This window comes from Pseudomonas sp. D4002, assembly GCF_013385665.1.
Lineage (GTDB): Bacteria > Pseudomonadota > Gammaproteobacteria > Pseudomonadales > Pseudomonadaceae > Aquipseudomonas.
Genome location: NZ_JACAPN010000012.1, coordinates 374545 through 393384 on the forward strand (window position 1 = coordinate 374545; position 18840 = coordinate 393384).

At 61.8% G+C, this 18840-nt stretch carries 23 protein-coding genes; 14 read left to right on the forward strand and 9 right to left on the reverse strand.

Annotated features, from left to right (window positions below; translation table 11 throughout):
• The first annotated feature begins 3 nt into the window (after positions 1–3).
• The 3 genes from HX824_RS06675 to argE are packed head-to-tail and all read left to right on the forward strand — an operon-like array spanning position 4 to position 2250.
• Positions 4–414, forward strand: coding sequence for a RidA family protein (locus HX824_RS06675; RefSeq protein ID WP_003207327.1), 411 nt, complete (start codon positions 4–6; stop codon positions 412–414).
• Positions 415–430: 16 nt separating this feature from the next.
• Complete coding sequence (locus tag HX824_RS06680; RefSeq protein ID WP_003207324.1) at positions 431–1108, forward strand: DUF1028 domain-containing protein; 678 nt, start codon at positions 431–433, stop codon at positions 1106–1108.
• Positions 1105–2250, forward strand: a complete 1146-nt coding sequence (gene argE, locus HX824_RS06685; protein ID WP_177054344.1) for an acetylornithine deacetylase — start codon at positions 1105–1107, stop codon at positions 2248–2250. Before HX824_RS06680 ends, argE begins: the two co-directional genes overlap by 4 nt.
• A 117-nt stretch (positions 2251–2367) precedes the next feature.
• Here argE and HX824_RS06690 read toward each other — a convergent pair whose 3' ends face one another.
• Positions 2368–3279, reverse strand: a complete 912-nt coding sequence (locus HX824_RS06690; protein WP_003210159.1) for a LysR substrate-binding domain-containing protein — start codon at positions 3277–3279, stop codon at positions 2368–2370.
• 251 nt (positions 3280–3530) lie between these two features.
• On the opposite strand from HX824_RS06690, the gene HX824_RS06695 reads away from it, so the two are divergent.
• From HX824_RS06695 to HX824_RS06705, 3 genes are all read left to right on the forward strand, one after another.
• On the forward strand, positions 3531–4946 hold the full coding sequence (locus HX824_RS06695; RefSeq protein ID WP_008435358.1) for a cytosine permease: 1416 nt from the start codon (positions 3531–3533) through the stop codon (positions 4944–4946).
• A 221-nt stretch (positions 4947–5167) separates the two neighbouring features.
• Entirely contained in the window at positions 5168–5659 is a 492-nt protein-coding gene (locus tag HX824_RS06700) for a GNAT family N-acetyltransferase (protein ID WP_177054345.1), read from the forward strand.
• Positions 5656–6081: an N-acetyltransferase gene (locus HX824_RS06705; RefSeq protein WP_087692433.1), complete on the forward strand. Its 426-nt coding sequence runs from the start codon at positions 5656–5658 to the stop codon at positions 6079–6081. The genes HX824_RS06700 and HX824_RS06705 overlap by 4 nt, the downstream gene beginning before the upstream one ends.
• Before the next feature lie 10 nt (positions 6082–6091).
• Here the strand turns inward: HX824_RS06705 and HX824_RS06710 are convergent, their stop codons facing one another.
• The 3 genes from HX824_RS06710 to HX824_RS06720 form a co-directional block, all read right to left on the reverse strand.
• The gene (locus HX824_RS06710; protein WP_087692434.1) at positions 6092–6304 is read right to left on the reverse strand and encodes a hypothetical protein; all 213 of its coding nucleotides are present in this window, start codon (positions 6302–6304) and stop codon (positions 6092–6094) included.
• A complete protein-coding gene (locus HX824_RS06715; protein WP_017475120.1) occupies positions 6297–6842 on the reverse strand; it encodes a hypothetical protein in 546 nt (181 codons plus the stop codon). The genes HX824_RS06710 and HX824_RS06715 overlap by 8 nt, the downstream gene beginning before the upstream one ends.
• 75 nt (positions 6843–6917) lie before the next feature.
• Complete coding sequence (locus HX824_RS06720; protein ID WP_256346935.1) at positions 6918–7433, reverse strand: GNAT family N-acetyltransferase; 516 nt, start codon at positions 7431–7433, stop codon at positions 6918–6920.
• 132 nt (positions 7434–7565) lie between these two features.
• On the opposite strand from HX824_RS06720, the gene HX824_RS06725 reads away from it, so the two are divergent.
• Positions 7566–8246 (forward strand): class I SAM-dependent methyltransferase, encoded by a 681-nt coding sequence (locus HX824_RS06725; RefSeq protein ID WP_134326377.1) that lies wholly within the window; start codon positions 7566–7568, stop codon positions 8244–8246.
• Positions 8247–8260: 14 nt separating this feature from the next.
• On the opposite strand, the gene HX824_RS06730 is transcribed toward HX824_RS06725, so the two are convergent.
• A complete protein-coding gene (locus tag HX824_RS06730) occupies positions 8261–9466 on the reverse strand; it encodes a YgcG family protein (protein ID WP_177054347.1) in 1206 nt (401 codons plus the stop codon).
• Positions 9467–9593: 127 nt separating this feature from the next.
• Here HX824_RS06730 and HX824_RS06735 point away from each other — a divergent pair, with 127 nt between their 5' ends.
• Together HX824_RS06735 and HX824_RS06740 are read left to right on the forward strand one after the other, a co-directional pair.
• Positions 9594–10412 (forward strand): alpha/beta fold hydrolase, encoded by an 819-nt coding sequence (locus HX824_RS06735; protein ID WP_177054348.1) that lies wholly within the window; start codon positions 9594–9596, stop codon positions 10410–10412.
• A complete protein-coding gene (locus HX824_RS06740; protein ID WP_177054349.1) occupies positions 10399–11574 on the forward strand; it encodes a PAS domain-containing sensor histidine kinase in 1176 nt (391 codons plus the stop codon). Before HX824_RS06735 ends, HX824_RS06740 begins: the two co-directional genes overlap by 14 nt.
• Here the strand turns inward: HX824_RS06740 and dapF are convergent.
• Positions 11543–12376 carry a diaminopimelate epimerase gene (gene dapF, locus HX824_RS06745; RefSeq protein ID WP_134326373.1) on the reverse strand — a complete coding sequence of 278 codons (834 nt, stop codon included), beginning with the start codon at positions 12374–12376 and terminating at the stop codon, positions 11543–11545. The genes HX824_RS06740 and dapF overlap by 32 nt on opposite strands.
• A 130-nt stretch (positions 12377–12506) precedes the next feature.
• Between dapF and HX824_RS06750 the strand changes: the two genes are divergently transcribed.
• Positions 12507–13565, forward strand: a complete 1059-nt coding sequence (locus HX824_RS06750; protein WP_177054350.1) for an alginate lyase family protein — start codon at positions 12507–12509, stop codon at positions 13563–13565.
• Between the two features lie 45 nt (positions 13566–13610).
• Positions 13611–14111, forward strand: coding sequence for an AAA family ATPase (locus tag HX824_RS06755; protein WP_177054351.1), 501 nt, complete (start codon positions 13611–13613; stop codon positions 14109–14111).
• Here HX824_RS06755 and HX824_RS06760 read toward each other — a convergent pair.
• Positions 14108–15670: a murein L,D-transpeptidase gene (locus tag HX824_RS06760; RefSeq protein ID WP_177054352.1), complete on the reverse strand. Its 1563-nt coding sequence runs from the start codon at positions 15668–15670 to the stop codon at positions 14108–14110. The two genes, HX824_RS06755 and HX824_RS06760, sit on opposite strands and share 4 nt — an antisense overlap.
• 37 nt (positions 15671–15707) lie before the next feature.
• Here HX824_RS06760 and HX824_RS06765 point away from each other — a divergent pair, with 37 nt between their 5' ends.
• Entirely contained in the window at positions 15708–16421 is a 714-nt protein-coding gene (locus HX824_RS06765) for a murein L,D-transpeptidase catalytic domain family protein (protein ID WP_023658766.1), read from the forward strand.
• 86 nt (positions 16422–16507) lie between these two features.
• The gene (locus HX824_RS06770; RefSeq protein ID WP_102368837.1) at positions 16508–17257 is read left to right on the forward strand and encodes a creatininase family protein; all 750 of its coding nucleotides are present in this window, start codon (positions 16508–16510) and stop codon (positions 17255–17257) included.
• A 159-nt stretch (positions 17258–17416) separates the two neighbouring features.
• Here HX824_RS06770 and HX824_RS06775 read toward each other — a convergent pair whose 3' ends face one another.
• Both HX824_RS06775 and HX824_RS06780 read right to left on the reverse strand, forming a co-directional pair.
• On the reverse strand, positions 17417–17758 hold the full coding sequence (locus tag HX824_RS06775; protein ID WP_177054353.1) for a hypothetical protein: 342 nt from the start codon (positions 17756–17758) through the stop codon (positions 17417–17419).
• 29 nt (positions 17759–17787) lie between these two features.
• On the reverse strand, positions 17788–18426 hold the full coding sequence (locus HX824_RS06780) for an ATPase (RefSeq protein ID WP_177022007.1): 639 nt from the start codon (positions 18424–18426) through the stop codon (positions 17788–17790).
• A gap of 143 nt (positions 18427–18569) precedes the next feature.
• On the opposite strand from HX824_RS06780, the gene HX824_RS06785 reads away from it, so the two are divergent.
• On the forward strand, positions 18570–18833 hold the full coding sequence (locus HX824_RS06785) for a hypothetical protein (protein ID WP_177049703.1): 264 nt from the start codon (positions 18570–18572) through the stop codon (positions 18831–18833).
• Positions 18834–18840 lie beyond the last annotated feature (7 nt).

Here is an 18840-nt window from a genome sequence, read left to right on the forward strand (position 1 = left end):
TTGATGCCTACTCACACTCGCATCCGCATGTTCAACACCAAGGAAACCTACCCTAACCAGAGCCTGGACAATGACCTGTGCCAGGCCGTACGCGCCGGCAACACGGTGTATGTACGGGGCCAGGTGGGCACCGATTTCGACGGCAACCTGATCGGCCTTGGCGACCCGCGCGCGCAAGCCGAACAGGCAATGAAAAACGTCAAGCAACTGCTGGAAGAGGCCGGCAGCGACCTGAGCCACATCGTCAAGACCACCACCTACCTGATCGACCCGCGCTACCGCGAGCCGGTGTACCAGGAAGTCGGCAAGTGGCTCAAGGGCGTGTTCCCGATCTCCACCGGGTTGGTGGTTTCGGCCCTGGGCCAGCCACAGTGGCTGATGGAAATCGACGTGATTGCAGTTATCCCCGAGTAACCCAAGGAGGCACGACATGACCTTTTCAATCGTCGCCCGCTGCGCGGAAACCGGCCAGATGGGCATTGCCATCAGCTCATCGAGCATCGCCGTAGGCGCCCGCTGCCCATGGCTGCGGCCCGGCGTGGGTGCGGTCTCGACCCAGAACATCACCCTGCCCGCCCTGGGCCCGGACGTACTCGATCTATTGGAGCAAGGCCTTGCCCCTGCCGATGCCGTAGACAAGGCCCTGACCCGCAACGGCTACAGCCAATACCGGCAACTGACGGCGATTGATCACCTCGGGCGCACGGTGCATTTCAGCGGCAACGAAACCCTTGGCACCCACAATGCGGTGTCGGGCGAACAGTGCGTGGCCGCCGGCAATATGCTCGCCGACCGCGCGGTGATCGAGGCGATGGTCAAGGCCTTCGAGCAAGGCGAAGGCCAACTGGCAGACCGCCTGCTGGCCGCGATGCATGCGGCCATTGCCGCCGGGGGCGAAGCCGGGCCGGTGCATTCCGCCGCGCTGGTGGTGGTGGGCGAGCTGACCTGGCCGATCATCAACCTGCGGGTGGATTGGGCCGACGAGCAGCCGATCGCCGAGCTGCAAAAGCTCTGGGACGCCTACCGTCCACAGGTGCAGGACTACATCGACCGCGCCCTCGCCCCGGACCGCTCCCCTGGCTACGGCGTGGCCGGAGACGACCGATGAGCACCAGCCGGGAACTGCTGCAAGCGCTGGTGGGGTTTGATACCACCAGCCGCGAATCCAACCTGAAGCTGATCGAGTTCGTGCGCGATTACCTGGCAGGGTTCGGCGTGCCTTGCGAGTTGATCTACAACGATGAGCGCAGCAAGGCCAATCTGTTCGCCACCCTCGGCCCGGCGAATGTGCCCGGGATTGTGCTGTCGGGGCACACCGATGTGGTGCCGGTGGATGGCCAGCCGTGGACGTTGCCGCCGTTTGAGTTGACCGAACGCGACGGCAAGCTGTTTGGCCGGGGCACTGCGGACATGAAGGGCTACATCGCCTGTGTACTGGCGCTGGTGCCGGCCTTGGCAAGCGCAGACTTGCGCATGCCGGTGCACATCGCCCTGTCCTACGACGAGGAAGTCGGCTGCCTTGGGGTGCGTTCGTTGCTCAAGGTGCTGGAACAATGGCCGGTGAAACCGGTGCTGTGCATTATCGGCGAGCCCACCGAGTTGAAGCCGGTGCTGGGCCATAAAGGCAAGCTCGCCATGCGCTGTGAAGTGCATGGCGAGGCCTGCCATTCGGCGTATGCGCCCCAGGGCGTGAATGCGATCGAGTATGCGGCCGAGTTGATTGGTGAGCTGGGGCGAATCGGCCAGCGCCTCAAGGTGCATCAGGACGAGCGCTTTGACCCGCCGTTCAGCACCGTGCAAACCGGGGTGATCTCCGGGGGCAAGGCGTTGAATATCGTGCCTGCCGATTGCCGTTTTGACTTTGAAGTGCGCGCCCTGCCCTCGATGGACCCGGGTGAAGTGGCCGAGGAGCTGCAAGCCTATGCGATGCAGCAGGTGTTGCCGCGGATGCAGGCGGTGAGCCGGCAGAGTGCGATTCGCTTCAGTGAGTTGTCGGCGTACCCGGGGCTGGCCACCGACCAGCGCAGCCAGGCGGCGGAGCTGATTGCGGCGTTTTGCGGCTCGCGGGAATTTGGAACCGTGGCGTTCGGGACCGAGGGTGGGTTGTTTGATGCGGCGGGCATTCCGACGGTGGTGTGCGGGCCTGGGAGCATGGACCAGGGGCATAAGCCGGATGAGTTTGTGAGTGTTGCGCAACTGAAGGCTTGCGATGCCATGTTGTTGCGCATGCTCGACTCGATTCGCGCCTGAAACGCGGGCCAAATGTGGGAGCGGGCTTGCTCGCGAATGCGGTGCGACAGTCACCCGATGTATTGACTGATCCACCGCTTTCGCGAGCAAGCCCGCTCCCACATTTTAGTTCTGTGTCTAACCTAACAACCGCGCCAGCTCTTCCCGGCAATACTCCACAAACAACTGCACCGGCTTGGTCAACGGCGCCCGCCGCAACCACACCGCCGACAACCCCGACCCCGTCACCGTCTCCGCCAACGGCACGCACACCAGCTTCTGCCCGTCATAGGAATACGGCGAAAACGGCTTGGTCACCAGGATCGAAAACCCGAACCCGCGCCCCACCATCCCCCGCACCATCTCGATCGACGGCGAACTGAAGACAATATTCGGCGTCAGCCCACGCTCTTCAAAGATGCTCACGAAGTACGTCCGGCTCGGCAGCACATCCAGCAAAATCATCGGTTCCAGCACCAAGTCCGCCAACGACACCTTGGCCTGCTGCGCAAACCGGTGATCCGCCGGCAGCAACGCATAGGGTTGCTGCGGCGGCATCAGCGGCGTGGTCTCGATGGCGCTGCCCAGGTCATGCTCAAACAGCATCGCCACATCGATACTGCCGGCCGTCAGCGCCTGCACCAGTTCCTGTTGTTCGCCATCGCGCAGGCGGATTTCCACCCCCGGCCAACGCTCCCGGAAACCGGCAATCAACCGCGGCAAATACAGCGGTGCCACGGTTTCGAAGCAACCGATATCGATCTGCCCCGCCACCACGTCATTGTCTGCCAGGGCGTTCTGCTCAAACTCATGGGCCACCCGCAGCAGCTCCAGGGCTTTACGATAGAACCGCGCACCGCTTGGCGTCAGCGACACCCCTTGGGCGTGATGGCGGATAAACAGCTGCACACCGAAGCTGTCTTCCAACTGCTTGATGGCCGTCGACACCGACGGTTGCGCGATATAGAGCTTGCGCGAGGCCTCTGCCACGCTGCCGCACTCGGCCGTGGTTACAAAATATCTGAGCTGGCGCAGGTTATAGGCAGCCATCGGGACCTCCATAAACGTGGGATTTCGCCCCAAACAAGTGCGTGAAAATCGGCTTTTTCACACTGATTCAAGTGCATGCAACATACCGGAGCAAAAAACCCCGCGAGATATTATTTTTAAGGTCTATAGCAACAAACTTACTAATTTACCTCCCTGTGACCATTGCACATGATCACTCCAACAACAAAAGCGACGCACACGCGCCGCCCAGCGAAGTACGTCAACGTACTCACCTTGCCTTGGAGCTCGTCATGGTTACCACTGCAACATCCTCCGCCCCGCTTATCGAAAAACACACGATTGGATACGTGCCCCCGGAAGATCGCCACGGAAAGGTAAGAGACCTGTTCACCCTGTGGTTCGGCGGCAACATCGCGCCGTTGCCCATCGTCACAGGCGCGCTGGCCGTGCAACTGTTCGGCCTGAACCTGGTGTGGGGCATCATCGCCATCCTCGTCGGCCACCTCGTCGGCGGCGTGCTGATGGCGCTGCACTCGGCCCAGGGCCCGCAGATGGGCATCCCGCAAATGATCCAGAGCCGCGCCCAGTTCGGCTCCCTTGGCGCACTGCTGGTGGTGGTGATCGCCGGCGTGATGTACATCGGCTTCTTCGCCTCCAACATCGTATTGGCGGGCAAATCCCTGCACGGCGTCGTCGACGTGATCCCGGTACCGGTCGGCATCGTCATCGGCGCCATCGGCTCGGGGATCATCGGCATCATCGGCTACCGCTTCATCCACGTCCTCAACCGCATCGGCACCTGGGTGCTGGGCGCGGGCATCGTGCTGGGTTTCGGCTACATCTTCACCCATGTGCAGACGGCCGACTTCCTGACACGCGGTAACTTCAACATCTCCGGCTGGCTGGCCACCGTGTCGCTGGCCGCGCTGTGGCAAATCGCGTTTGCGCCGTACGTTTCGGACTATTCGCGCTACCTGCCGGCGGATGTGCCGGTGGCGTCGACCTTCTGGACCACCTATCTGGGCACCGTGCTCGGTTCCAGCCTGTCGTTCATCTTTGGTGCGGTTGCGGTACTGGCTACGCCGGTGGGCATGGACACCATGGACGCGGTCAAACTGGCGACCGGCTCCATTGGCCCGCTGATGCTGTTGCTGTTCCTGCTCAGCGTGATCAGCCATAACGCACTTAACCTGTACGGCGCCGTGCTGTCATTGATCACCCTGGTACAGACCTTTGCCTACCGCTGGATCCCGACCGCCAAGGCGCGTGCCGTGATCTCGGTGCTGGTGCTGGCGGCGTGCTCGATTGCGGCGGTGTTTGCGTCAAAGGATTTTATCGGGCACTTCGTGGACATGGTGCTGGTGCTGCTGGTGGTGCTGGTGCCGTGGACGGCGATCAACCTGATCGACTTCTACGCGATCCATAAGGGCAAGTACGACATCGGTTCGATCTTTCGCGTGGATGGAGGGATCTACGGGCGGTACAACCCTCAGGCGCTGGTGGCCTATGCGGTGGGGATTGTGGTGCAGATTCCGTTTATGAATACGCCGCTGTATGTCGGGCCGATTTCGGCGCATATCAACGGGGCGGATTTGTCCTGGTTGGTGGGGTTGGTGGTGACGTCGCCGTTGTATTTCTGGTTGGCGAGTCGGGACAGTGCGTATAAGCGTCGGTTGGAGGGGGGGAAGTTGGTGGGTGGGGTTTAATAGAGCCTGGCTCAGTTACGAGAAAACCCGCATTTGCGGGTTTTCCAGTTATCCGGCTTGGCGAATATTGGTGGTGCCAGGAAGGCCGCCATCGCGGCCTCGCTAAAGCTCGACGGCTCCCACAGGGGGTCGGTGGTGTGAGTGGGGTTTGTGTTCGGCGGTGCTGTCGGGGTGTTCTTTCTTTATCATGGGGGCCGTCGTTCAACTTCTCCGGTAACCCAATGCCCGCCCTCACCTTCCGTAACGCCAACCCCGCCGACGCCAACCGTTGCTACGAAATCGAAATCACCGCCTACGAAGGCGACGAAGCCGCGACCCTGGAAAAGATCGCCACGCGCATTGCGCTGTACCCGCAAGGCTTTCTGATCCTGGAGGCGGATGGTGTTGTGGTCGGTTTCATCAACTGCGGTTGCGCCGATGAAGTGGTGATGTCGGATGAGGCCTTCAAGGAGTTGGTCGGGCATTCAGCCGATGCGCCGAATGTGGTGATCATGTCGGTGGTGGTGGATCCCGCCCAGCAAGGCAAGGGCTACTCCACGCGCTTGATGACGGAGTTCGTGCAGCGCATGCAGGCGATGGGCAAGAAGACCATTCACCTGATGTGCAAGGACCGCCATGTGGAGCTGTATAAGCGCATGGGCTATCGCTATGTGCAGCCGTCGGCGTCGGACCATGGCGGGATGGCGTGGCATGAGATGGTGATGGATCTATGAAGCCGCATCTGATTGAGGTCGGCGACCAGCCAGACGCCAAAGCCGAGCAGCTCCTGGGCAGCGGCCTCGCCGCCTTCAACGAGCACGTCACCGGGTCCAATGACCGACGTCCGTTGACGGTGCTGATCAAGGATCCCGACACCGGTGAAACCCTCGGCGGCATCACCGGAAAAACCAGCCTCGGCATGGCCTTTCTCGACCTGTTTTATCTGCCCGAGGCCCTGCGTGGCTCAGGCCTGGGCACAACGCTGCTGAAAGCATTCGAAGACGAAGCCCGTCATCGTGGCTGCCGCTCGGCGATGCTGTACACCCTCAGTTTCCAGGCCCCGGAGTTTTACGAGAAGAATGGCTGGGTGCGGTTTGGTGAAATCCCGTGCGACCCGGAAGGCAGCAGCCGGGTGTTCCTGAGCAAAATGCTCTGAGGAACTTACTTCACTCGATGTCGAACATACGCTCAATCAGCTTTATCGCCTGACGCCCATCCGCCGCATACAACCCAGCTAGCGCTTGTTGATCCGAAAGCCGGTGCAAGTCGAAGTGGTTGTAGAACGCTTGGCCGGTGCGCTGCGATTCAAAATGACTCGCCTCAAGAAGGCGCAGGAACTCCAGATAAGCCAACTTCTCCAGTGCGAGGCGCTCAGCCATCACCCTGTCCTTCCAACGGAAAAATGACTTCCTGAGTATCCAGGTTCTTGATCGTCGAGTACGTGCGGTACTCCACGCTGTAGGCACCCGGGTAGCCCTTGGTGCTGGCGGTCATGCGGAAGGTCACGACATACCGCTGGCCCCCGGCAAACACCACATCATCGGCGCCTTTGTTGCAGAAGGCGCCGCCGGTGCCCAAGGCGTTCATCGACACGTTGCACCAGCGCAATGAATGCTTGCCCGGAGCCAACTTGAGCGCCTGTTCACCGGACACATCAAGGATTGAACGTCGACCGGCGCCCGGGAGCGCAACGCCGTCTACTTCCGTGGCCAACACCAAGCGGTGAAACGGCACGCCCAGTTCACGTACCCGGAACGTTTCGAAGTACACCAGCGCTGCATTCGGGTGGTTGTCGGAGAGGTCGACCGGTTGCATTTTTTCCGGGGCCCAATCGCCTTGGTAGTTCTTGTAGTGGTAGTCGGAACAGGCGCCGAGCAGCGGGAATACACAGGCAACGGCGAGCTTTAACACTTTCATCGGATAAACGGTCCTTGTGAGCGATGACATCATATCGACATTATTTCGATTTTCTTAAGTGCAATTGCTCACGCGTTAAGACTGAAGTCTTTTACCAAACAGCCGATTTTCATGGCTCTCATTCTGAAACGTGTAGGTCGGCGCTCCCAGCAACTCATAACCACGACGCGGATAAAAACCCAGCGCCCGCTCGTTGCCGACCCACACCGTCGCCCACAACAAAGAAGCGCCACCCTGCCCTGCGCGCTGTTCAGCCGCTTGCAGCAAACGGTAGCCGAGTCCGAGTCCGGTAAACCGTTCCTGGATGTAGAGCCGCTGCAACTCCGCCGCCTTCGGGGTTGAGATCAGCGCATGGCCGGTGTCCATCGCCACTTGGGCAAACCCCACCAGATGCCCATTGGCTTCAGCGACGATGATGGCCGTGCCCGGCTGGGCGATCAGCGCGGAAATCGTCTGGGGCGAAAACGCTTGCAGCGCCTCGGCGGCGATTGAGTCGCGAATGCCTTCGGTGGCGTAGGTATCGAGAAAAACCTGCATGCCCAGCACGCCAATGCATAACGCGTCTTCAGGTCGTGCATCGCGGATAAGCATGTCGGGGAGCATTCGAGGGGTACTCTCAAAATCAGCAAAGGCAACGTTTTAACACAACTGCACATCTCTGCAATTGCCAGCCTGAATTCGCCCCAGTAGGGTTATCGCTTCCCCCGCCAACAGGAGCCAGCAATGACCTGGTTTTCAGACCCCGACGCTGTTGCCCGCTACGCCGAAGGCCCGGTGAGGCTGGTACCGGGTTTCGAGTCCCTGCAGCGCATGACCACCCTGTTGCTGCGCGAAAGCGTCCCAGCCACCGGCAAGGTATTGGTACTCGGTGCAGGCGGCGGCCTGGAGTTGAAGAAGTTTGCCGACAGCCAGCCCGAGTGGCAGTTTGTGGGGGTGGACCCGTCTGCCGAGATGCTGAAGCTGGCCGAGGCCACCTTGGGTCCGCTGATGGCCCGGGTGCAGTTGCATGAAGGCTATATCGATACCGCGCCCGAGGGGCCGTTCGATGCCGCCACGTCCTTGCTGACCTTGCATTTCATCCCGGCCGAAGAGCGTCTGCACACCCTGAAAGAACTGTGGCGGCGCTTGTCGCCGGGCGCGCCTTTGATTGCGGCGCATCACAGCTTCCCGCAGTCGTCGCCAGAGGAAAAAGCGCGCTGGCTGAAGCGTTATGCAGCCTATGCCGTGGATTCCGGCGTACCGGCTGAAGATGCCCAGCGGGCGGTTGCCGCCATCAGCAGCCACTTGCCGGTGCTGTCACCCAACGACGATGAAGCGCTGCTACGGGAGGCAGGCTTCGAAGGTGTGGAACTGTTCTACGCGGGCTTCAGCTTCAAGGGCTGGGTTGCGTACAAGCCCGCCTAGCTTCCGGGGGAGGCTTACCAACTCCCCGACGCCCCACCCCCACCACTGGAACCACCACCACCCGATGAGCTGCTGCTGGAACTGGAACTCGAACCGGAGGAGCTGGAGCCCCCACCAGACCCCGACCCCGACCCGCCGCTGATACCGTGGGCAAAGATGAACAGCGCCGCGAACGAAGCGAATGGAAACGCCAGCAGCCATCCCGTGGCGCCCTTGTCAATCAATGCCCCAGCGACCCCGTACAACACCAGCACCGCCAACAGCCGCGCGATAAAGCCCACCTGGCTCTCTTGCCACATGCTCTTCATCACCAGGAACAGGCCGAGATACAGGCCCAGGACCAGCAACCCTGCGAATGGATAAGCCAGCCAGTGAATAAGGGATATCTCGCGCACGAAGTTATCGGTCAGCAGCACGCCGGCGATATAGCCCAACAGCACCAGCACGGTGTAAAACGCCGCCCTCGCCTGCCACAACGCGCCGAAAGTAGCGCCACCGATCAGCATGCACAGGGGCAGCAACAGCAAATAGACCGGCCAGTCCTTGCCGCCCGCAACCGCGACCAGCACCACGGTGACAACGACCACCGCCATCAGGGCCCGGCGCCAAGGGAGTTTTTCGGCGCCCATCAATACCCCGACCACCCCGCCAAACATGAATGCCAGGAGTACCGCATACGCTTCAGGCGGAAAACCGGCCTTGGCCACCTCGGGCAAGTTGCCGCCGTCCACCAGCAGCGTCAGGTCGTCCACCGCCTGCTGCACGCCGCCTGCGTAATCGCCCTGGCGAAACGCCGGGGTGATGTGTTCCTCGATGATGCGGTGGGCCAGCAGGTCGGTGACCACGCCCTCCAGGCCGTAACCGACTTCGATCCTAACCTTGCGATCGTCCTTCGCCACCAGCAGCAGGATGCCGTCGTTGACGTCCTTGCGCCCCAGTTTCCAGGCACGGAACAGTTGGTTGGCGAAGTCCTCGATGCCCACGCCCTGGGTGCTCGGCAGCAGCATCACTGCCACCTGTGCGCCCTTGCGTTGTTCCAGGCCGGCGAGTTGCGCGGTCATGCGCGATTGAGTGGCGGCGTCGAAGGTGTGGGTCAGGTCGATCACGCGCTGGTCCAGCGCAACCGTGACCGGCGCCGGGGGAACGGTATCGGCCCACACCTGCGAGCCGGAAACGATCAGTAGCAAGCCCAAGACACATCGCCGTAGGAACACCATCATGTTTTGTTACCTGAAGTTTCATCCTGAATCGGCCGACTTTACCCTATCGACGCTATAAACAGGTGACCCGACGCCACCGACTATCTAGACTTACGCCACCCCCACACACGCCCTACACGAGAACGCCATGGACCTTCAGCAGCGCAACAATGTCAGGGTGTATGGCAGCGGTCCCTCGACCCTGGTTTTCTCCCATGGCTTCGGGTGTGATCAAACCATGTGGAATTATCTGTTTCCTCATTTCACCGGGCGTTTCCGTGTGGTGCTGTATGACCTGGTGGGGGCTGGCCAGTCCGACCTGGGCGCGTACGACAGCGAAAAATACAGCTCACTCGCCGGCTACGCCCATGACTTGGGCGAGATTGTTGATGAATACGCCGTGGGCCCGGTGGTGCTGGTGGGGCACTCCGTCAGCGCGATGATCGGCGCCCTGGCCGATCGCCAGGCGCCCGGAACAATCGCCGCCCATGTGATGATCGGTCCTTCGCCGTGCTATATCGATTCCGGTGACTACACGGGCGGGTTCACCCTCGACGATATCCATTCGTTGCTCGATACCCTCGACAGCAATTACCTCGGCTGGTCCAGCACCATGGCCCCGGTAATCATGGGCGCACCCGGGCAACCTGCCCTCGGCGAAGAACTGACCAACAGTTTCTGCCGCACCGAGCCGGACATCGCCAAGCGCTTCGCACGGGTAACCTTCCTGTCGGACAACCGCCAGGACATCGCGGGCCTGATGACCCCCACCCTGATTCTGCAATCCACCGACGACTTGATCGCACCGGTCTGCGTGGGTGAATACCTGCACGCGGCGTTGCCCGCCAGCACGTATTGCCTGGTCGATAACGTGGGGCATTGCCCGCACATGAGTGCACCTGGGGCCTGCTCAGCGACCATGGACAGTTTCCTGTTGCCATGGGTAGGTGCCGATGCCAGTCGATAACCTGTCGTTGCCGGATCCTCAACGTTTGTTCGACGGCGCGCCCTGCGCCTTGGTGGTTACCCGGGAAGACGGCACCATCGTGCAGGCCAACCAGTGCTTCAGCGACTGGACCGGCTTCAGCATCGATGAGTTGAAAGAACGACGGTTCCAGGACTTGCTGACGATGGGCGGGCGGATCTTCCATCAGACGCACCTGGGGCCGCTGATGAAAATGCAGGGCTCCATCGCTGAAGTAAAACTCGACCTGCTGCACCGTGACCGGCGCACCGTCACGGTATTGCTCAACGGCGTCAGGTACGAACATGCCGGCATTGCCTATAACGAACTGGCCCTCTTCGGCACCACCGACCGCGACAAGTACGAGCGTGAACTGCTCAATGCCCGCAAACTGGCTGAAGCCTTGTTGCAGGAAAAGACCGCCACTGAAGTCGCGCTGCAGCAGGCCCAGGCCGAACTGAGCAGCGCCTATGAAATCGCCCAGCGCCGGGCGCTGTTTGCCGAACAGATGGTCGCGATTGTCAGCCATGACCTGAAGAACCCGCTGACCGCGATCAAGATGGCCTCGGAGTTCCTCGCCCGTGGCGAGCGCAGCCCCAAGGAGCGCCAACTCCTGGGGCATATCGGCCTGTCCACCGAACGGGCGCAGCGGATGATCGCCGACTTGCTGGACTTCACCCAGGCCAGAGTCGGCCAGGGCATCAGCATCAATCCCGTAGCACTCGACCTGCACGCCGTCACCCGTGACAGTCTCGACGAGTTGCAAGTGGCATTCCCCACGGCGACCCTCGAACATCACGCCACGGGCAGCGCCCGCACGTTCCTGGATGCCGACCGCATACAACAAATCATCGGCAACCTGGTGGCCAACAGCGTGGCGTACGGCGACCTGCAACAGCCGATTACCATCACCTCGCACCAGGACGCGCAAGAGAGCCGGCTCTCGGTGCATAACCACGGCCCGGCGATTCCCGAAGCGTTGATGGCTGGCTTGTTTGAGCCCATGACCCGAGGCACGGAGCAGGACAGTGAGGTGCGTAGCGTTGGCCTGGGGCTGTTTATCGTGCGGGAAATTGCCAAGGCCCATGATGGAGGTGTTTCGGTGAGCTCAAACCCGGACCGGGGCACCACCTTCAGTGTGCACTTTCCATTGCGCCACCCATGAGCGCGGCAGCCACAGTGCCGTGAACAACGGTTTGGACAGCCCCCGTCAACACCACGCCGCCACGCCCATCCCAATGCACCGTCACGGTACCGCCATCGCATTGCACGTCGACGGTGTCATCCAGCAGCCCACGACGAATCCCGTTGACCACCGCGCCACAACAGCACGAACCCGAGCCCTGCGGGATACCGCCGCCCCGTTCCCAGATGCGCAGGCGGATATGACCCCGGTCGAGTACCTGCACGAAATGCACATTGGTCTTGTTGGGGAACAACGGGTGGGTTTCCAGCGACGGGCCAACCGCTGCAATATCGACCGTCGCCAGGTCATCGACAAAGAAGGTGCAGTGCGGGTTGCCCATGCTGCACGCCGCCGGGTTGCCCTCCAGCGGCAAGCGTTCGGTGTCCATCGCTTGCGCTAGCGGAATAGCTTCCCAGCCCACTGACGGCCGCCCCATGTCCACCGACACCCGCTGCGCCGATTCGCGCACGCAGGTCAGCAGCCCCCGGTTGGTTCGCAGCACGAGGGTGGCAGTGCCGGCTTCGCGCATCAGCATGTCTGCAACCCCGCGGGTGGCGCTGCCGCAGGTGTCGAGCGGGGTGCCGTTGGGGTTCCAGAATTTGATACGGGCGGCCGCGTCAGTGCAGTCGAGCACCACGGCCAATTGATTGAAGCCGATGCCGCGATGACGGTCACCCAGGCGGCGGGCGATTTCAGCGGTGATCGGGTCATCCTGGCCGCGCCGGTCGATCACGATGAAATCATCACCGTGGGCGTGCATCTTCACGAACTGCAAAGTCATGGGGCGTCCTGTTCTCGACCGGGCTTGGCGGGCTAGGATAGGGGGCTGGCGGGTATTTCATCAAATTCCCATCACGGGCATGGTAGCGTGGCTGCGCCCCGACCCGGTCAATCCAACACCGAGAAACTGCATGCTACAACGCTCTCTGAAAACCGTGGCCCTCGCCGCGCTGCTCGCCGCGTTCGCCAACGCCGCCTTTGCCGCGCCCCAGGTCCTGAGTGCCTGCCAGCCCGCCACCTCGAATCCGACCTCCAAATCGCTGCTGGCTGCCGCCCAGCGCCACCTCGGCGACCAGCCCGACGCCCTGCCCCATCTGCACACCGAAGGTACCCTGCCGAACCACGGCATCCGCGAGCAAAGCATCGCCGCCGAGAAGGATTGGCCAGTCATGCGCCAGGCGGCCCTGGCCTGGCGCATGAGCCGTGACACGCGCTACCTCAAGCAAGTGGATGACTACCTGAGCGCGTGGGCCAGCACCTACCAGCCGGACTTCAACCCGATCGACGAAACCAACCTCGACATGCTGATCAGCGCCTACGCCCTCACCGCCAGCGACCTTCGCCCCCAGACCCGCGACGCCACCCGCGCGCTGCTGACCAACCTGGGCAATGGCTATATCGAGCGCATCAAGCAGTTCCACGGCGAAAAGAAAGCCACCAACACCAATAACTGGCAGAGCCACCGCGTAAAACTGGTCACGGTGGCCGCCGCCGCACTGGGCGACCGCGAGATGCTCGAACAGGCCTTCCAGCTGTTCCGGCAACAGATCAACGACAACGTACTGCCCGACGGCTCGGTGAGCGACTTCCAGGACCGTGACGCCCTGCACTATGTGGTCTACGACCTGGAGCCGCTGGTGCAGGCCGCATTGGCGGCCAAGCCCTACGGCATTGGCGGCAACTGGCTGGACGTCACCGCGCCCCACGGCGGCTCGCTGAGCGAAGCACTGGACTGGCTTGCGCCGTATGCCAAAGGCCAGCGCAGCCACGAAGAGTTCGTGCATACCCACGTGCAGTTCGACCGGGACCGGGCCCGCGTAGGTGAGCCTGGCTACAGCGGCGAATGGAACCCGAAAAGCAGCAATACGCTGTACTGGCTGGCGGCGCAGTTGGACGCCCGGTATCTGCCAGTGGCCGAACAACTCGCGCCCAAGCCTTCGGACTGGATCAGCGCCTGTTATTTGAAGTGAGTCGCCCGGTAGACTGAGCCGACTCACCCCTTCGAAGGATCGACCATGCTTATTGTGTTCAGCGGCCTGCCCGGCACCGGGAAGACCACAATTGCCAAGGCCCTTGCCGGCCAATCCGGCGCCGTGTATCTGCGCATCGACACCATCGAGCAGGCCATCCGCGATGCAGGGGTACTGGAGCAAGGTGTGGGCAGCAGCGGTTACCAGGTGGCCAATGCGCTGGCGTTGAGCAACCTGTTGCTGGGCCACACGGTTGTCGTCGATTGCGTTAACCCGGTGGATGAAAGTCGTCAGGCGTGGAGCGACACTGCGCTAAGCGCCGGTAAGCCGCTGGTGAATATCCAGGTGGTGTGCTCCGACCCACACGAACACCAACGTCGCGTGGAATCACGCACCAGCGACATTCCGGGGCTCACACCGCCCACCTGGCAGTCCGTCCTGGCCCATGAATATGAGCCATGGGTCGAGTCGCCATTGACCGTCGATACGGCGCGCTTGTCTCCCCATGAGGCGCTGACGATGATCAACGCTCAGCTAAGCGCCTAGAGCGCACTCTCCATCGCTTTCATCAACACCGGGTCGCGCCCGTAAATGTCCGGCGCGTAGAGCAACGCGCCCTTGCCATCGACCTGCACCGTCCAATACCCCAGCAGCACCGGTACCGGCGTCGCGAGCCGGAACTCGTGGGTGGTTTCCGTCGCCAGCAATTCTTCGGTGCGGATCTTCTCCGCCGGGCTCACCAGCAAGTCGCGCAACAGCAGCGGCTGCTCAACCCTCACACATCCCGAACTGAAGGCCCGCGGGCCCTTGGAGAACAGCGGCTGGCTCGGCGTGTCGTGCAAGTACACCGAATACGGGTTGGGAAAGCGCAGCACGATCCGGCCCAGCGGGTTGCGCGGGCCGGCGCCCTGGCGCAGCAGGATGTTGCCGGGGTGCGACCAGTCGACCTGTTCCGGTGCCAGCGGGTTGCCCTGGCTGTCGAGCACTTGCAGGTTCTGCTGGCGCAGGTATTCGGGGTTCAGGCGGATCGCCGGCAGCTTGTCCTCGCGCATGATGGTGGGCGGGATGGTCCAGGTGGGGTTCAGGGTCAGCCGGGTGATGCGCGACTTCAGCAGCGGCGTCTGGCGGTCGGCGCGGCCGACTTGCAGGCGGGTTTGCCACACGGGCACGCCGCCCTGGTAGAAGCTCAGTTGCGCCGCGGCCACGTTCACCAGCACGCCCTCGGGTTCCAGGTCCCGGGACAGCCAGCGAAACCGTTCAAGGTTGATGCGCAATTGTTCGCGGCGAATCGCCGGGCTGATGTTCAGCTCGGTGACCGTGCCGGGGCCGATCACGCCGTCGGCTTGCAGGGAATGGCTTTGCTGGAAGGTCTTGACCGCGTTGACCAACTCGCCACGGTATTGCGTCCCCGCGGAGGTGGCGCTCAGGTAGCCGCCATTGACCATTCGCCGCGCCAGTTGCGGCACCCGCGAATCGTCCATGCCCGGGCGCAGCAACGGGCCGCTGGCCACGGCTTCCCAATGCTGCAACGGTTGCTGGCGCAAGGCGGCGTAGGCACTGCGCAGGCCAAGGTATAGCGGCGCGCTCGGGCGGGCCTGGTCGAAGGCTCGGGCGACGTTCTGCATGCCGGCCTCGGCCATGGCCAGCAATTGGGTGTCGGGGTCCGGGGCCGGTTGCGAATGCCAGACGGGCTCGAAGCGCGACTGCTGCAAGCGGCCGAAATGCAGGTCCTGCAGGGCTTGCAGGTACTGCTGGCTGGTACCGATATCGATGCACAGCACGTTCCCCGTGGCATCCGCCGGGGGCAGTCTATAGTGAGTCGGGTCCAGGCCATCGTCGGCCAGCAACTGCAGTTGGGCTAGCAATGCGGCGCGGCGATCCCCCTCGGACCACAGCACCACGTCGCCCTGCTGCTGATAAAACGCCTGCAAACGCGCCAGGGAAGGCGCATCGACCTGCCCGGCCGGGCCTGGGCAAACGGTCGACAATTGCGAGAGCGCCAATTGCACCGGGGCCGGCGACACCACCAACAGGTCTTCGGCTGTCGCGACCAGCGGTGCAACGAGCAGGCAAATGCTCAAGTAACATGCGTGTTTTTTGAACAATCGCTTAGCTCCCATCCACGGCGGAGATGCTTTATACATGCTGACCTTTTGCTGCCGACTCGGCCTGATCATCTCGACCTTTGCCTCGCTGAGCACCGTTGCGCTCGCAGACACGGGTAAACCTCTTACTCTGTATAGCAGCCTCGCCCACGCCGCTCCAGAACTCAACCCCGATGTACTGAAAAGAGCCTTGAGCGCCATGCAATGCGCGGTGGGCAATGGCATCGAACAGTCCGACCGGCTGGCGGTGATCGACTATTCCCAACCTTCGACCGCTCGTCGCCTATGGATCTTCGACCTGCGCAAGAAGACATTAGTGCTGCGGGATTTGGTGGCCCACGGACAAAAATCCGGGGAAAACTTCGCCACCCAGTTCTCCAACCGTGAAGGCAGTTACCAGTCCAGCATTGGCTTGTTCCGCACCCAGGAGAGCTACGAAGGCGCCCACGGCTACTCGCTGCGCATGGACGGCCTGGAGCCGGGTTTCAATGACCGTGCACGGGACCGCGCCATCGTGATCCATGCCGCCGACTATGTAAGCCCGTTGTGGAGCAAGCGCGAAGGCCGTATCGGCCGCAGCCAGGGTTGCCCCGCCGTACGCCCGCAGGTAGCGCGCCAGGTGGTGGACAAACTCAAGGACGGCCAGTTCATGTTTTCCTGGTACCCCGACCAGCGCTGGCTGAAGTCCTCGGCTTACCTCAACTGCAAGCCGCGCCAGATGGCGAGTGCCGGTACTGTCAAAGGCGGTTGATGCTCTCGCTGTTGCCGTGCACCATGCGGCTCACGCCACCAGGAACTCCACCGTGTTCCTGGGCTTGATGAGAGAGAGAACCTGAGATGCTTTTACATCAATCCACCTGGATCGAGATTGGCCAGTTTCTGGAACGCAGCCGCAGCATCGTGATTCCCATCGGCTCCAACGAACAACACGGCCCCACCGGCCTGTTGGGCACCGACTGGATGTGCCCGGAAATCATTGCCCATGAAGCGCAGAAGAACGCCGACATCCTGATCGGCCCGACCTTCAATATCGGCATGGCCCAGCATCACCTGGGCTTCCCGGGCACCATTTCCCTGCGCCCTTCGACCTTTATCGCGGCGATTGGTGATTGGGTACGCTCGTTGGCAGGCCATGGTTTCGAGAAGATCCTGTTTCTCAATGGCCACGGCGGCAATATCGCCTCGATCGAAGCGGCGTTCTCCGAGCTGTATGCCGAAGCCAGCTTCAGCGGGCGCCCGTCGGGTTATGCGCTGAAACTGTGCAACTGGTGGGACCTGGAAGGCGTGAACGAACTGGCCCACCAGCAGTTCCCGGTGGGCCATGGCAGCCATGCCACGCCGTCGGAGATTGCCGTGACCCAATGGGCCTACCCGGACGCGATCAAGTCGGCTGACTACTCGCCGCAAATCGCCAACACCGGCCCGATCCGCGAAGCCCGCGACTTCCGCGCGCGATTCCCGGATGGGCGCATGGGTTCAGACCCGGCGCTGGCCACCCCGCAAAAAGGCGGTGAGTTGGTGGCGTTGGCGGCCAAGGGGTTGGTGAAAGCGGTCGATACGTTCAGCAGCGAGCCAAAGCCGAGCTGAATCATTCGCTCAAGACAATGAAGATCAACTGTGGGAGCTGTCGAGCTTTAGCGAGGCTGCGATGGGATCACCTCGGTGTCACTGTCATACCGCAGCGATGCCATCGCAGCCTCGCCGGGGCTCGACAGCTCCCACAGACCACAGACTGGCCCCAGTCGATTACAGGCAATCCTGCGCCGCATGCTCGAACCGCGACGGCTTGAACGTCGATGCCAACGGCTTGCGCTCGTACAGGAACACCTTGCCGCCGTCCTGGGACTTGTAGACTTCGAGGATGTTGTCCGCGGCGATCTTGCTGCTCACCACGATCCGGGCATGCCGCGAATTCTGCGTGACCGTGGAGGTCATGCCGTTTTTCTCGAACTTGGGCACCACGCACTGCACGTAGGCTTCAGGGTCCTTGGCGGTTTGCAGGGTAAGGGTTGGGGCATTGGGGGCGGATGCACAGCCCGTCATCAAAAAAGAAGCAGAAGCCATCGCTGGCACTAACAACACGCGCATAAAAATTCCTGAAAAATAAACGAAGTGGGCTAACCGGCAGCGAGCAACGCCTTGAGCGAGGCATCGAACTGCTTTAATGCGTTCAACTGAACGTCGCGCTGCTGCCCAATCTGTGCAGCGATCTGGGGCGCCGTTTTGTCATGTACCCACACATTAGGCAAGTGCATTTGCATCGAACCCTCGGCTTTGGCGATGTATTGCAGGTCAAGGTCATAGAACTTGGCAACAAACCGCGCTTCCACCCGATCATTACGCTGGGTCAGCAATTGGTTGTAGGTATCGAGCATCACCACCACATCCGGGTGCGCCTGCAACAGCGCATCAAGGTTGTCGTAACGGGTGACCGAGGCAAAGGTGTGCCGCAACGAAGCCATCAGCCAGTCAATCGCTAGGTCCGGGTCGGAACTGTCGACGAAGGCCTGGCGAATCTGCTCGTCCAGCTGGCCCTTGGCACCATTGACCGCCATGGCGTGGTAGCGCGCCAGGTACTCAAGGTTGTCGAGGGTGTTGTCGCTGTAGAGCACGCCGACCGATTGCGAATGCTGCAACCCGACCGGGCTGGCGACGATTGGCGCCAGGTGGCTGGCTTGAAGCCCCCCGGCCGACGCAGAGCCAACCATTGTGCTCATCAGCAGCGCCACCAGGGCCAAACCGGTAAAAGTCCTCATCGCAGGGTCCTTGCACATCATGTTCAATGATGGCAATTGTCCTCCTTTTTCAGAAAAACAGAACTCGCAATACTTGATGGTGACTATTATCTAGAGCAATAGTGTCGTGCAGGCCGCCTCACACAAAATGATAAGGAACGCCTATGAAGCCCCACCAGAAAACCTTCGATCGCATCCGTGAAGCTGTGCTTCCGGAGTTTCGCGAGCGGGTTGCCGATTACCTGGTCGACTATGAGGAAGTGCTGCTAGACAACGCCGCCGAACCGGAAGTGGTCTACGCGATTGCCCAGCAATTGCGTGGCTACCTGCGCGGCTTGAACACCACCCGGGTGCTGGGCATGGCCGACTGGGAAGACCTTGACCGCCGGGTGGTGCAAACCTGGCTGGTGCTGCTCAAAGCCGAATAGCACCGCG